The sequence below is a fragment of the Neotamlana sedimentorum genome, from assembly GCF_000943565.1.
Lineage (GTDB): Bacteria > Bacteroidota > Bacteroidia > Flavobacteriales > Flavobacteriaceae > Neotamlana > Neotamlana sedimentorum.
Genome location: NZ_JTDW01000005.1, coordinates 193177 through 205961 on the forward strand (window position 1 = coordinate 193177; position 12785 = coordinate 205961).

Annotated in this window: 14 protein-coding genes and 1 pseudogene; 9 read left to right on the top strand and 6 right to left on the bottom strand. The window is 32.9% G+C overall.

The genetic code is table 11. The annotated features are described in order from the left end of the window. Nucleotides 1–8 precede the first annotated feature (8 nt). The 7 genes and pseudogenes from PW52_RS08040 to PW52_RS08065 all read left to right on the top strand — a co-directional run bounded on the left by PW52_RS08040 (nucleotide 9) and on the right by PW52_RS08065 (nucleotide 5548). The gene (locus tag PW52_RS08040; RefSeq protein ID WP_044632420.1) at nucleotides 9–1370 is read left to right on the top strand and encodes an exonuclease domain-containing protein; all 1362 of its coding nucleotides are present in this window, start codon (nucleotides 9–11) and stop codon (nucleotides 1368–1370) included. Nucleotides 1371–1386: 16 nt separating this feature from the next. Beyond that, entirely contained in the window at nucleotides 1387–2025 is a 639-nt protein-coding gene (locus tag PW52_RS08045) for a DUF3857 domain-containing protein (protein WP_044632421.1), read from the top strand. 51 nt (nucleotides 2026–2076) lie between these two features. Then, on the top strand, nucleotides 2077–3045 hold the full coding sequence (locus PW52_RS08050) for a hypothetical protein (RefSeq protein WP_044632422.1): 969 nt from the start codon (nucleotides 2077–2079) through the stop codon (nucleotides 3043–3045). Between the two features lie 18 nt (nucleotides 3046–3063). Continuing rightward, nucleotides 3064–3351 (top strand): annotated as a pseudogene (locus PW52_RS17840) (DUF3858 domain-containing protein); the annotation flags it as partial. A 29-nt stretch (nucleotides 3352–3380) separates the two neighbouring features. Then, nucleotides 3381–4214 carry an ion transporter gene (locus PW52_RS08055; RefSeq protein ID WP_044632423.1) on the top strand — a complete coding sequence of 278 codons (834 nt, stop codon included), beginning with the start codon at nucleotides 3381–3383 and terminating at the stop codon, nucleotides 4212–4214. A 138-nt stretch (nucleotides 4215–4352) separates the two neighbouring features. Next, nucleotides 4353–5267 (top strand): tRNA (adenosine(37)-N6)-dimethylallyltransferase MiaA, encoded by a 915-nt coding sequence (miaA, locus tag PW52_RS08060; RefSeq protein WP_044632424.1) that lies wholly within the window; start codon nucleotides 4353–4355, stop codon nucleotides 5265–5267. Between the two features lie 2 nt (nucleotides 5268–5269). Beyond that, nucleotides 5270–5548, top strand: a complete 279-nt coding sequence (locus tag PW52_RS08065; protein ID WP_044632425.1) for a pyrimidine/purine nucleoside phosphorylase — start codon at nucleotides 5270–5272, stop codon at nucleotides 5546–5548. Between the two features lie 11 nt (nucleotides 5549–5559). On the opposite strand, the gene PW52_RS08070 is transcribed toward PW52_RS08065, so the two are convergent. The 3 genes from PW52_RS08070 to PW52_RS08080 are packed head-to-tail and all read right to left on the bottom strand — an operon-like array spanning nucleotide 5560 to nucleotide 8206. Beyond that, nucleotides 5560–7080: a hypothetical protein gene (locus PW52_RS08070; RefSeq protein WP_131453990.1), complete on the bottom strand. Its 1521-nt coding sequence runs from the start codon at nucleotides 7078–7080 to the stop codon at nucleotides 5560–5562. 12 nt (nucleotides 7081–7092) lie between these two features. After that, complete coding sequence (locus PW52_RS08075; protein WP_044632427.1) at nucleotides 7093–7671, bottom strand: hypothetical protein; 579 nt, start codon at nucleotides 7669–7671, stop codon at nucleotides 7093–7095. Beyond that, a complete protein-coding gene (locus tag PW52_RS08080) occupies nucleotides 7655–8206 on the bottom strand; it encodes an RNA polymerase sigma factor (RefSeq protein ID WP_044632428.1) in 552 nt (183 codons plus the stop codon). Before PW52_RS08080 ends, PW52_RS08075 begins: the two co-directional genes overlap by 17 nt. 173 nt (nucleotides 8207–8379) lie before the next feature. Between PW52_RS08080 and PW52_RS08085 the strand changes: the two genes are divergently transcribed. Then, nucleotides 8380–8934 (top strand): DUF2911 domain-containing protein, encoded by a 555-nt coding sequence (locus tag PW52_RS08085; protein ID WP_044632429.1) that lies wholly within the window; start codon nucleotides 8380–8382, stop codon nucleotides 8932–8934. Nucleotides 8935–9030: 96 nt separating this feature from the next. Next, nucleotides 9031–10107: a methylmalonyl Co-A mutase-associated GTPase MeaB gene (meaB, locus tag PW52_RS08090; protein WP_240475166.1), complete on the top strand. Its 1077-nt coding sequence runs from the start codon at nucleotides 9031–9033 to the stop codon at nucleotides 10105–10107. 312 nt (nucleotides 10108–10419) lie between these two features. Here meaB and PW52_RS08095 read toward each other — a convergent pair whose 3' ends face one another. From PW52_RS08095 to PW52_RS08105, 3 genes are all read right to left on the bottom strand, one after another. Beyond that, complete coding sequence (locus tag PW52_RS08095; RefSeq protein ID WP_044632431.1) at nucleotides 10420–11001, bottom strand: phosphatase PAP2 family protein; 582 nt, start codon at nucleotides 10999–11001, stop codon at nucleotides 10420–10422. Between the two features lie 95 nt (nucleotides 11002–11096). Further along, nucleotides 11097–11324 carry a hypothetical protein gene (locus tag PW52_RS08100; RefSeq protein WP_044632432.1) on the bottom strand — a complete coding sequence of 76 codons (228 nt, stop codon included), beginning with the start codon at nucleotides 11322–11324 and terminating at the stop codon, nucleotides 11097–11099. A 3-nt stretch (nucleotides 11325–11327) separates the two neighbouring features. Further along, entirely contained in the window at nucleotides 11328–12710 is a 1383-nt protein-coding gene (locus tag PW52_RS08105; protein ID WP_044632433.1) for an MATE family efflux transporter, read from the bottom strand. Between the last annotated feature and the right edge of the window lie 75 nt (nucleotides 12711–12785).

Genomic DNA, 12785 nt, shown 5'->3' on the forward strand with positions numbered 1-12785 from the left:
CAAAAAAAATCTACGCAATTCTCGACATAGAAACCACTGGCGGTAAGTACAACGAAGAAGGCATTACAGAAATAGCCATTTACAAATACGATGGACATGAAGTGGTCGATCAATTTATAAGTTTAATAAACCCCGAGCGCGAAATTCAGCCTTTTGTGGTTAATTTAACCGGAATAAACAGCAATATGTTACGCAATGCGCCTAAATTTTACGAGGTAGCAAAACGTATTGTTGAAATTACAGAAGACTGTATTATTGTTGCACATAACGCGAAATTCGATTATAGAATTTTGCAAACAGAATTCCGTCGATTAGGTTTCGAATACGAGCGTAGATCGCTGTGTACGGTAGAATTATCGAAATATTTAATTCCTAATCAGGCCTCGTACAGCTTAGGAAAGTTAGTGCGCTCGCTTGGAATTCCTGTAACCGATAGGCATCGTGCTTCTGGTGACGCTTTAGCCACAGTAAAATTGTTTAAATTATTATTGAGCAAAGATTCTGAGAAGAAAATAATTCAAGAATCTATTAGGCAAAACCCAAAGCATCAATTAGAACCTCGACATTTAGATATTATTAGTGCACTACCTTCAATTACAGGTGTATACTATATTCATAACAGTGATGGCGATATTATTTATATTGGAAAAAGTAATAATATAAAAAAGCGAATCAATCAGCATTTTACCGGAACTACTCCAAAGTCAAAAAAAATTCAAGCCAAAGTTTATACAGTAACCTACGAAGCAACTGGTAGCGAATTAGTGGCGCTTTTAAAAGAAAGCGAAGAAATTAAACGCGTTAAACCAATTTATAATCGGGCTTTAAGACGTAACATTTTTACTCATGCCTTATATAGTTTTAAAGATAAAAATGGTTATATCAACTTGAAAATTGATGCTGCCGATGGTAGAAAAAAACCAATAACCACATTTAGCAATCGCCAAAGCGGAAAAAGTTTTATTACAAAAGCGGTTGAAGATTATACTCTTTGCCAAAAACTTACAGGAATATACGATACTAAAACCAGCTGTTTTAATTACGAAATAAAAACATGCAACGGCGCTTGTATTGAAAAAGAATCGGCTGAAGAATACAACAAAAGGGTGTCTGCCTTAATCGATAAAAACAGTTATGCTAACAAAAACATGGTAATTATCGATAAAGGGCGTGATGTTGATGAACGGAGTGCTATTTTAATAGAAAATGGTGTTTTTAAAGGCTTAGGATTCTTCAATTTAAATTATCAAATTAATACCATTGAGGTATTAGAATCTATTATTACGCCCATGCAAAACAACAGAGACACCCAACATATTATTCAAAATTATCTTCGAAAAAATAAACGTTTAAAAATTATTACCTTATAATATTTCCTATTTTAAAATGAATACGAAGTTTTTATTAATTGCCTTTTTAAGTTATTTTGCTTTACATGGTCAAAATTCATTCAACTCTACAGACTTACGTGTAACAAAAAGCGATTTAACCCTTAATACTTACGAAAAAGACTCTACTGCCAATGCCTTAGTCCTTTATGAGCAAGGGAATAGCTATTTTCATAAACATGATCATGTTTTAATTACAGAAGAAAAACATAAAGTTAAAATTTTAAAAAACGAAGGATTCGAAAAAGCAATCATCGAAATTTATTTATACAAAAATAATTCCGGCACATCAAAAGAAGAAATTAAAGATATTGTTGCCACAACTTACAATTTAGAAAACAACGAATTAATCACCTCTAAATTAAACAAAGACAACATTTTTACCGAAAAGTATAACGACAATTACAGCATTATAAAATTTACTTTACCCAATGTAAAACCAGGTTCGGTAATAACCTATAGTTATACTTTAATGTCTCCATTTATGTGGAATTATAAAGATTGGGAGTTTCAAAGCGATATACCAAAACTTTACAGCGAATACAGAGCCAGCATTCCTGGTAATTGGTTATATCATAAAAAGCTTATTGGTACAGAAAAATTTATAATCAATAATTCCGAAATTAAAAAAAACTGATTATCGAGTTATAATGGTGGAAAAGCAGATTGCGAGGAAAGCACCTATGCCATGAAAGATATACCCGCTTTTATTGAAGAAGACTACATGACCTCGGAGCGCAATTACTTAGCCCGAATAGATTATACCTTAAAAACCTTTAAATCCATGGATGGCATAGTAAAAAACTATACCAAAACGTGGAAAGATGTAGATAAAGAATTTAGAACCGAAAACGGCATTGGCCGTCAACTTCGAAAAAAAATAGATTTCGAAACACTTTTAAGTCCAGAGATTCTAAACAACCCAAATACCTTAGAAAAAACCCAAGCCATTTATAATTATGTACAAACTAATTACACCTGGAATGGCGACTACAAACTTTTTTCAGACTTTACAGTTAAAGAACTTACCAAAACAAAAACGGGTAATGTTTCTGCAATAAATATTTTGCTTCATAATTTATTAAATCAAACCGGTGTTAATGTAAAACCCGTTTTACTTTCTACAAGACCAAATGGTTACCCAACTAAAATTTTTCCTGTAATAGACGATTTTAACTACCTCATTGTAAAAGCAACAATTAATGGTAAAGATTATTTATTAGATGCCACAAATAAGTTTTTAGCATTCGGCGAATTACCATATAAATGCTTAAACTATTTCGGTAGACAATTAGACTTTAAAGAAGGCAGCCAATGGATAGATATTGAACCGCAATCGCTATCTAGAATAATGTACAATGTTAGCGCAACTATAAACGAAGACGATGAAATTACAGGTACAGTAAAAGACAAACTTACCGGCTACGATGCCTATTTTACAAGAAAATCATATTTTGAAAATCCAGAAGAATACGTAGACGAACTCATAAACGACACCCCGTTTTTAGATATTTATAACCACGAATCTAGCACAACTAAAAAAACAGAAAACTCATTTTCTGAAACTTATAATTTCGAATATACCATAGACGATAACACTAATTTAATTTACTTAAACCCTTTTATTGTTAAGTTTTTTAAAGAAAACCCTTTTTAACTTCAAGAACGTACCTACCCTGTAGAACTTGGGTATAAACGAAACTATTTATACGGTTATATTATCGATTTAAACAATAAATATAAGGTCCAAGAATTACCAAAATCTACAGGCCTTGTTTTACCAAACAATGCCGGTAACTTTTCATTTTCAACACAGCAATTAGGCACAAAAGTTATCATAAATTTTAAACTCAGTTTAAAATCAGTTATTTACCCAACCGAATATTACCCGTACTTAAAAGAATTTATGAGTAAAGTTGTCGATATTCAAAAAAAATCCATTATTGTGCTTAGTAAAAATTAAACTTCTTTTTTTTAAGTACTTTTGATTTTATGAGTGAAACGCAAAAACCATGGAAGAAAAAACTTCATGAAATTATTTATGAAGCCGATACACCTGCCGGAAAACTATTCGATGTTGTGCTATTAATAGCTATTCTAGCAAGTATCCTTTTGGTTATGCTCGAAAGTGTAAAAAGTATAGATAATAAATATCACGACTTTTTAAACATTTCAGAATGGGTAATTACCATTTTATTTACCATCGAATATATGGCCCGCATAATAACCGTTAATAAACCAATAAAATACGTTACCAGTTTTTACGGTGTAATCGATTTACTTTCAACCATTCCAAAATATATTTCACTGTTTTTTGGTGGCATACATGCACTAGCAGCACTACGCGCTTTAAGGTTGCTCCGTGTATTTCGTATATTAAAACTAGCCCGTTACTTAGGCGCATCAAAAAACCTAACAAACGCCATAAAAGCCAGTAGAGCCAAAATCGCTGTATTTTTATTTGCAGTGTTAATTGTAGCCATTATTTTAGGCACCATAATGTATCTGGTTGAAGGCGAAGAAAACGGCTTTACCAACATCCCGCGAAGCGTATATTGGTGCATTGTAACCTTAACAACCGTTGGTTTTGGCGATATTGCTCCACAAACACCTTTAGGACAATTTTTAGCCTCGTTAGTCATGATTTTAGGTTACGGTATCATAGCCGTACCAACCGGCATAGTTTCCTCCGAGTACACCAGTCAAACCAATAGCAACAAACCACAAACACCACATTTAAACTCGCAATCCTGCGCAAATTGTTTGGCAAGTAAACATCAAGACGATGCTAAGTTTTGCCATAAATGCGGGCATCCATTGCATTAATATTTGGGCATTACCACAAGGGTCGGGCTATTCGTTGCAAGTCCTCGCTCCTACGTCGCTGTGGGCTTTCCACTGCTATCCCTAATGCGAATTTGATAAATCATATTTTCAAACTAACTTTGCTAAAAACTAAAAACTATTAACTCAAACCAAAAATATTTAATTGCAGTAGTTGGGCCAACTGCCATTGGTAAAACGGCATTAAGTATAAAGTTAGCCAATCATTTTAAAACCCAAATACTTTCGGCCGATTCGCGACAGTTTTTTAAAGAAATGCAAATTGGCACCGCAGCCCCAACAGCAACCGAATTAGCTTCGGCTCCTCACCATTTTATTCATCATAAATCTATAACCGATAATTACAGTGTTGGCAGTTTCGAAAAAGACGCCATACAATGTTTAAATAACTTATTTACAAAACACCAAGTTGCAGTTATGGTTGGTGGCTCTGGTTTGTATGTCGATGCCGTAACAAAAGGCTTAGATTATTTCCCAGATGTAGACCAAAGTATCCGAGAAAAATTAAACACAACATTAGAAACTAACGGACTCGAACACCTACAAAATCAATTAAAACAACTTGATGAAGTGTCGTATAACACCATCGCTATCGAAAATCCGCATCGTGTAATTCGTGCTTTAGAAGTATCAATTGGCACAGGCAAACCTTATTCTTCATTTTTAAATAAAGAAAAAAACCGTCGAGATTTTAAAACTATAACTGTTGGCTTAACTACCGATCGCGAAATTATTTACGATCGCATAAATCAACGTGTCGATATTATGGTTAACGAAGGCTTACTCGATGAAGTTAAAAATCTCATCCCGTTTAAACACCTAAACGCACTAAATACAGTTGGTTATAAAGAACTGTTTAATTATTTCGATGGCACTTGGGAGCTCGATTTTGCAATTTCGGAAATTAAAAAAAACTCCAGACGCTTTGCCAAACGCCAACTTACATGGTTTAAACGTAACGAAAACACACTATGGTTCGATTATAAAACCGAATTAGAACATATAATAAAAACTATAAATACAAATCTGAATTAATAATGATACAGGTAAACGAATATTTTGATGGAAAAGTAAAGTCTTTAAGCTTAAAAAACACACAAGGCAATTTTACAATTGGCGTTTTAACAAAAGGGACTTACGAGTTTAGTACCACAACCAAAGAATGGATGACTTTAACAGCTGGAAAATGGGAAATAGAATTACCAAATAGTTCGAGAAAAGCATTTGGTATTAACGAAACTTGCGACATTCCGTCGGGAATAACATTTACAGTTTACGCTCTAGAAGATTCGGCGTACTTGTGTAAATACGAGTAGTAAACGTAATTTTACTCCATAATAACGTTACAATATTTAGCGTTTATCATTATATTTTTTCCGCTCGCTAAACTACCTTTAGAAAAACTAGATGTGTTTTCATTGGTTACTTTTTCAGGATGTGTAAATGTAGTTCGCGTGCCTTTATACTGTAAATTACAATCCGTTTTGGGCAGAGATATTATGGCATCGGTATTTTGAATAATAATATTTAAGTTAGTAAATGTATCGGCAATATTTAAAATATTTAAATTTCCAATATTGCCATCAACCATAGCCGAACCATTTAAATTGTCAATATTTACGCCCGAAGAAACCGCATTTAAAACCAATTGGTTTACATTATTTAAATGCGCATCTTCTACATAATTTAAGTTAAGTTCGCCAAAATTCCAGTTATTTACAAAAACAGGCGAATAAGAAGCATTAATGGAAGTATCACCTCCACTTATGCTATTTGCTGTAAATTTTGTGTATGCTAAATTCGCCTTTAAATTATCAATGTTTGAAGCGAATTCTATTTCGCCATGTTTTACATTTATTTTTAGTTTGGCATCTTTAGGCATTTTAATAATTATTGTTTTTTTAACCTTGGAGTTTGTCGTGTTTTCAACAGTTTCCTCAATTAACAAACGTCTTTTCTCCGCTAATTTAGCACGTTCTTTAGCTCTTATTTTTTGAGCCTCTGCTCTAGCTCTACTCGCTTCTGCTCTAGCGCTATTTGCTTCCATGCTTGCAGCAAAACGTTCGCCCCAAGCCTCCATTTGTTTACCAAATTGTTCGCCAAATCGCTCACCCCAAGCTTCCATTTTTTCTTCAAAATCTGAGCTTTCAAATTTTTCTTCAAGGGCTTTTCCCCAGGCTTCCATTTCTTTTCCATAGGTCTCGCCCCATTCTTTACCAAACTTTTCGCCCCAAGCTTCCATTTTCTTAGCATAATCGTCACCATACACCTTTTCGAAGCGTTTGTTATACTCTTCTAAGTACTTATCACCTTCTTTTTTATAAGTATCATAATCGAACACAAAAGCATCACTATTCTCTGGCAATTCTGGTAATTCTGGCATCATGGGCATTGGAGGCATCGGAGGAATTTCTGGAACAACTGGCATCTCCAAAAGCATTCCTGGTAAATCAGCCAATTCAAATTGTAATTCGTGTAATAAGGCATTTACCATATCGCCTTCATCGTTGTTTTTAAGAAAGGATGAATAATTCCCAGATTGTCCACCACGAGCGTTAATAGACACTTTTTTATTTGAAGCATCAACATTTACACCCCAAGCATCTAAAATGGCTTCAAGTTCGTTTTCACTAACTTTTTCGCCTTCAACAAAGGCATCTATATCTACTGTTCGTTTGTTCCAAGTGTCAATAACAATATTGGTATTACTTGTATTTAAGTCTACCACAACACCGTTATCGACTTTGATTGATTGAGAAACTTTAGTTAATTTTTGCTGTGACAAGACACCTCCAGAAAAGGTAATACAAAGCGCAAAAAGTAACATATTTATTATTGATTTGTTCATTTTTTGATTGATTTAAATAGATTGTTTTACGTCTGTTGATTCAGACGGATTTAATTCTTGTAATTGTGTTCTTAAACGATACAATAAGTTTAAACGCAGTTTTAAATTATCGATTAAAGCATTAACAGTAAGTTCGTTTAATCCAGCTTCCGATAAATCTCCAGAAAGCCTTTTGTACTCTTTATCAAGCGTTTCGAGTTGGGTTAAATAATCGTCGAATATTTCTTTGGTTTCTGGCGTATATTTAATTTTACTTAACTCTAAATTTATACTTGCTAAATAGTAATCTTCAACCTTTTTTAAACCAGGAGAAAAATCGCCTAAAGTTTTTATTGGTTGTGCTTTGGTCTCGGCCACTTTAATTGCTGGAGTATCACCTGCATTATTGGGTTGTAAAAACTTATAAGCCATAAAACTAAACCCTAAAAGCACCACAATACTTGCCGCAATGCGCATCCAACCAAAACGACGTTGCTTTTGTTGCGGTAAAGCATCATCTAACTTTTCAAGAAAACGTTTTTCATGATTGTTAGGCATTTTTTCAATGCTTTTTTTATCGTTTTTAAATAGCTCTCTAATATCTTGTGCCATTGTTTTTCAGTATTAAAAGTTCTTGTAATTTGGCTTTTCCTCTCGATAATTGGGTACGTGATGCCACTTCGCTAATGCTTAATATTTCAGATATTTCTTGATGATCGTATCCTTCAATTAAATACAACATCACAACATATTGATATTTATTTGGCAACATATTTATGGCATCTTTTACATCGTTTAACGTAATAGCATCATCTACCAACCATTTGTCGTCTTTTGGCGTATCGATAACTTTTAGGTGCACCTCATCTAACTCAACAAGTTGTTGTTTTTTAGATTTTAAAAAGTCGATACTTTTATTTACAACAATACGTTTTAACCAAGCCCCAAAAGTAACCTCTGCTTTATATTGATGCAGTTTTGTAAAGGCTTTAATAAAAGCTTCTTGTACCACATCTTCGGCATCGGCAGCATCTTTTAAAAATCGTTTTGCAACAATATACATACCATCGCAGTACTGGTTGTATAACTGCATTTGTGCTTTGCGATTGTTTTGTTTACATTGTTCTATAATGTCAACTTGAAACATGCTTTTTTTCTTTTGGTTGGTTTTAGTTCATCTTAAAGACGAATTAAAAAACGAAGTGTTGCAAAAAATTTAAATATTTTTTTAAAATTTATAACAAAGCTAGATAAATAGACGTTTGTATTTCAATAATTATTAGTTTTTAAAGTATATTTACAGCTTAAAAATTGCTCTGCATGAACACTGCCTTAAAACGAATTTTAGTTTTTTTATCTATTGTTGCCTTAGGTTTATTATTGTATTCTGTATTTGTTGAAAATATTTTTGCGCCAAGATTAAGTCCGAAAGACACGGTAAAATTCGAGTTAAACGATTTAAAATTAAAAGTGTTTTACAACCGTCCGTATAAGAAAAATAGAGAGATTTTTGGTGCTTTAGTTCCTTTCGATCAAGTTTGGCGTACAGGAGCTAATGAGGCCACTACTTTTGAAACTAATAAAAACCTTGAGATAAATGGCATGCCATTAGCTGAAGGAAAATATACGCTCTGGACCGTACCCCGTGATTCTGTTTGGACAGTAATTTTTAACTCAAAACAATACAAATGGGGTGTAAACGAACAAATGCAACCTATGTGGGATCCTAATTACGACGTATTAAATATTGATGTGCCTGTTCAAAAATTAAATAATGCTGTTGAACAATTTACTATTGCTTTCGATAACTCTACAGACAACCTGTTTTTAACCATGGCTTGGGATGACGTTAAAATTTCTGTACCGCTTAAGTAAGTAGTTTTAGCAAAGCTGCATTTTTAAATATATAACTTATTTTCTAGTTTTTTGGCTCTATAAAAATTTGTAACTTTCTACAAACATTCATTTATTTTGGCTTCAAAAGAAAATAAAGAAGGTATTTCAAAATTTACCAACCCCGTTTCAATTAAGTCTTTTCAACAAAAAAGAAAGGCAACAATTGATGCTGCCGACTTAGTAAAATCGGTATTAAATAAAAGCATTTCGGCCCTAAGCAGAGCCATAACACTTATTGAAAGTAACAATCCAACGCATCAAGAAAAAGCCAATTACATTATAAATGGCTGCTTACCGTTTGCTAATAAATCGATTAGAATTGGTATTACCGGTGTTCCTGGAGTTGGCAAAAGCACATTTATAGAAACCTTAGGAAATCACCTAATATTACAAGGCAAAAAAGTCGCAGTTTTGGCCGTAGACCCAAGTAGCACGGTAAGCAAAGGCAGTATTTTGGGTGATAAAACCCGAATGGAAAATTTAGCAAAAAACCCGAAAGCATTTATTCGGCCTTCAGCTTCTGGAAATACTCTTGGTGGTGTTGCAAAAAAAACACGCGAAACTATTATTTTATGCGAAGCCGCAGGTTTTGATGTAATAATTATTGAAACCGTAGGCGTTGGCCAAAACGAAACTACCGTTGCCAGTATGGTCGATTTCTTTTTACTTTTAAAATTAGCTGGTGCGGGCGACGAACTTCAAGGTATAAAACGTGGTATTATTGAAATGGCCGATGCCATTGTTATAAATAAAGCCGATGGAGATAACCTAAAAACAGCAAATTTAGCGAAAGTAGAGTTTAGCAGAGCCCTACATTACTATCCTAAAAGAGCCTCGAATATAGAACCTCAAATTTTTACATGTAGCGCATTAAATAACACAGGAATAACCGATGTATGGGAAGCCATTTTAAGTTATGTAAAAACTACAAAAGCAAACCACTTTTTTCAAGAAAAACGTAACGAGCAAGACAAATACTGGCTTATTCAAACCATCGAAAATCAGCTAAAAACCACTTTTTTTAACAGTCCAAAAATTAAACATGCTTTACAAGAGCAACTCTCTTTAATTAAGCAACAACGTACAACACCATTTGCCGCAGCAAATTATATTTTAAACCTAGACGAAAAAACGGCAAATAATCATGGTTAAAATGGCACAGAATTTTATAGAAATAACTACTTCGTAATTGCACTATAAAAATAATTGCTATATCTAATTAAAACATAGTATTTAAAGAAACTTGTGAATTAGCCGTGTTTTGTAAATAAAATGAGTAACAATCTATAATATTTATAAAATGTTGTTTTAACGTCATGTATATTTTAATAATTATTATATAAGTTGCCTATATAGAGCAAATGTTATTTCAACAAATATTAATACTATATTTTCGCATTATAGATGTTGAAATATTAGCTATAATCCAGAATTTATAATTAACCAGCTAATAACAGAAGTAATTTAGAGCACAGCATTTTTAGTGAAATATTTGTTCAATAGAAACAACATTATTTTATAAAACAAAAAGCCCGAAATAGCTCCAAAAATCATTCCACATATTATATCTAGTGGGTAATGGACTCCTACGTATATACGGCTATACGCTACTGTAAAACTCCAAAACAACATAATAAAAATTAACTTTTTGTAATGTGGTCTTAAAATTAAGCCTATAAAAACGGCTCCGGCCATGGTGTTAGAAGAGTGGCCTGAAAAAAACCCATATTTACCACAATAAGATGCTACTAAACGCATATACTCCATAACACCTTCAGTTCTACATGGCCTAGAACGTGCGTAACCACGTTTAAAAACATTAGTAATTTGGTCGGTAAATGCAACCATTAAGGCCGTTACAACCACAAACAGTAGCAGTGCTTTGAGTCCAAATTTTTTATAAAACAAGAACATTAAAACACCATAAAGCGGAATAAAAGTAAGTTTATTAGTAATTATAAGCCAAAACATATCCCAAGAAGGTGAACCTAAGTTATTTAAAAACAAAAATAATGTTTCATCTTGCTCAATAAGTTGTTCAATCATGTTATATAATTTTTAGTGTAACGTGAACTATATGGTTTTCTATTAAACCTCAAAATAAAAACGACAATTTCTGTTGTAAACCCCTAGCCTAGTTATTAGGCTTCGTATTTAGCAATTTCCGCATCATAAAAAGCTGTTGCCTCGTTAATTGCATTTTGAGTTTCTGCTTCCAATTCCTTCTGATCTTCGACATCAAAATCTTCAAACCATTCAACCTCATCGTCTTCTAAATTAATAATAAATCGAGGAAACTCTGTATGGATAATGTAAATAGCGTTTGGAAATTCACTATTATCACCTAATATAAATTTTGGAAGTGTCATACTTTATTTTTTATTGTAAAACAAAATTAAACGTTTAGTTAAATAATTAAACCTTATAAATAATAAAATTGCGGCTGTGCTTAAACCCGCTAATAATCCTAACCAAATACCAAAGCTTCCATAAGCATCGGCTTTTCCAAAATACCAACTAATTGGAAACCCTACAACCCAATATGATATAAACGTAATGATTGTTGGTATTTTAACATCTTGCATACCACGTAAAGCACCTAAAACAAGTATTTGTAAACTATCGCTTAACTGAAAAATAGCAGCCGCAATTAATAATTTTGATGCTATGCCAACAACTTCAGTATTATCAGCAAGATTTTTAGCATCATCAAAATCTACATATAATTTGGGTAAGTGTTCATGAAATGCAAAAAACAGAATTGCAAAACAAAAGGCAAACAGTGCTCCTAATATAAATATAGAAAACGCAATACGCCTTAAATCTTCATAATTTTTCAACCCCTTTTGATTACCAACACGAATCATAGATGCTACGCTAAGTCCCATAGCAACCATAAACGTCATTGATGCTAAATTCAACGCTATTTGATTTGCTGCTTGCGGGTTTTTACCTAATAAACCGCTTAACCAAATAGCCGCCGTAAAAATGGCCACTTCAAAAAACATTTGCATCGCACTCGGCGCACCAAGACTTAATATCTTTTTAATCATTAATTTATCTAATGTAAAAAATTTGATTTTTGTAACGAAAGGCTTCGATTTTTCTTTTTTAAATAAGAAGAACCATAGATAAAACACCATGATAAAACGAGATGCTAAAGTACCATAAGCTGCACCAACAATGCCCATTTCTGGAAAACCAAAGCTTCCAAATATTAATAAATAGTTTAAAACAACATTAACCACATTAGCGACTAAAGTAGCATACATTGGGTATCGTGTTAAAGATAAACCATCGCTAAATTGTTTAAAAGCTTGAAAAACGATTAAAGGAATAAGTGAAAAAGCAACTAAGTCTAAATATGGAATAGCTAGTTCGACAACCTCAATTGGTTGTTTCATTAAATACATAAGTGGTTTGGTAAAAAAGACTAAAAGAAATAAAATGACGCCTAAAACGGTGCATAAAAACAAGCCATTTTTAAATGATGCTTTACCATTTATAAAATTCTTTGCGGCATCAGCTTCGGCTATTAAAGGTGTAATTGCAGTAGAAAAACCTATACCTAATGACATCGCAATAAACATAAAACTGTTGCCTAAAGATACTGCTGCTAGTTCTGCAGTACCAAGTTGGCCTACCATAATATTATCGATAAAACCCACAAATGTATGCCCTAACATACCTAACATTACCGGTAATGCAAGTTTCCAGTTATACTTAAATTCTTTGGTATAATCCCTAAAATTCATTCAGCAAAAATAAGCTTAAGCCCATATAAAACCAATTGCTTAAAGTATTATATTCTTAACATTTGTTAATTTTTT

Excerpts from the sequence above, each read along its gene's own strand:
- PW52_RS08045 (WP_044632421.1), top strand. The coding sequence starts at position 1,387 with ATGAATACGAAGTTTTTATTAATTGCCTTTTTAAGTTATTTTGCTTTA.
- PW52_RS08050 (WP_044632422.1), top strand. The coding sequence starts at position 2,077 with ATGAAAGATATACCCGCTTTTATTGAAGAAGACTACATGACCTCGGAG.
- PW52_RS08055 (WP_044632423.1), top strand. The coding sequence starts at position 3,381 with ATGAGTGAAACGCAAAAACCATGGAAGAAAAAACTTCATGAAATTATT.
- PW52_RS08065 (WP_044632425.1), top strand. The coding sequence starts at position 5,270 with ATGATACAGGTAAACGAATATTTTGATGGAAAAGTAAAGTCTTTAAGC.
- PW52_RS08070 (WP_131453990.1), bottom strand. The coding sequence starts at position 7,080 with ATGAACAAATCAATAATAAATATGTTACTTTTTGCGCTTTGTATTACC.
- PW52_RS08075 (WP_044632427.1), bottom strand. The coding sequence starts at position 7,671 with ATGGCACAAGATATTAGAGAGCTATTTAAAAACGATAAAAAAAGCATT.
- PW52_RS08080 (WP_044632428.1), bottom strand. The coding sequence starts at position 8,206 with ATGTTTCAAGTTGACATTATAGAACAATGTAAACAAAACAATCGCAAA.
- PW52_RS08085 (WP_044632429.1), top strand. The coding sequence starts at position 8,380 with ATGAACACTGCCTTAAAACGAATTTTAGTTTTTTTATCTATTGTTGCC.
- PW52_RS08095 (WP_044632431.1), bottom strand. The coding sequence starts at position 11,001 with ATGATTGAACAACTTATTGAGCAAGATGAAACATTATTTTTGTTTTTA.
- PW52_RS08100 (WP_044632432.1), bottom strand. The coding sequence starts at position 11,324 with ATGACACTTCCAAAATTTATATTAGGTGATAATAGTGAATTTCCAAAC.
- PW52_RS08105 (WP_044632433.1), bottom strand. The coding sequence starts at position 12,710 with ATGAATTTTAGGGATTATACCAAAGAATTTAAGTATAACTGGAAACTT.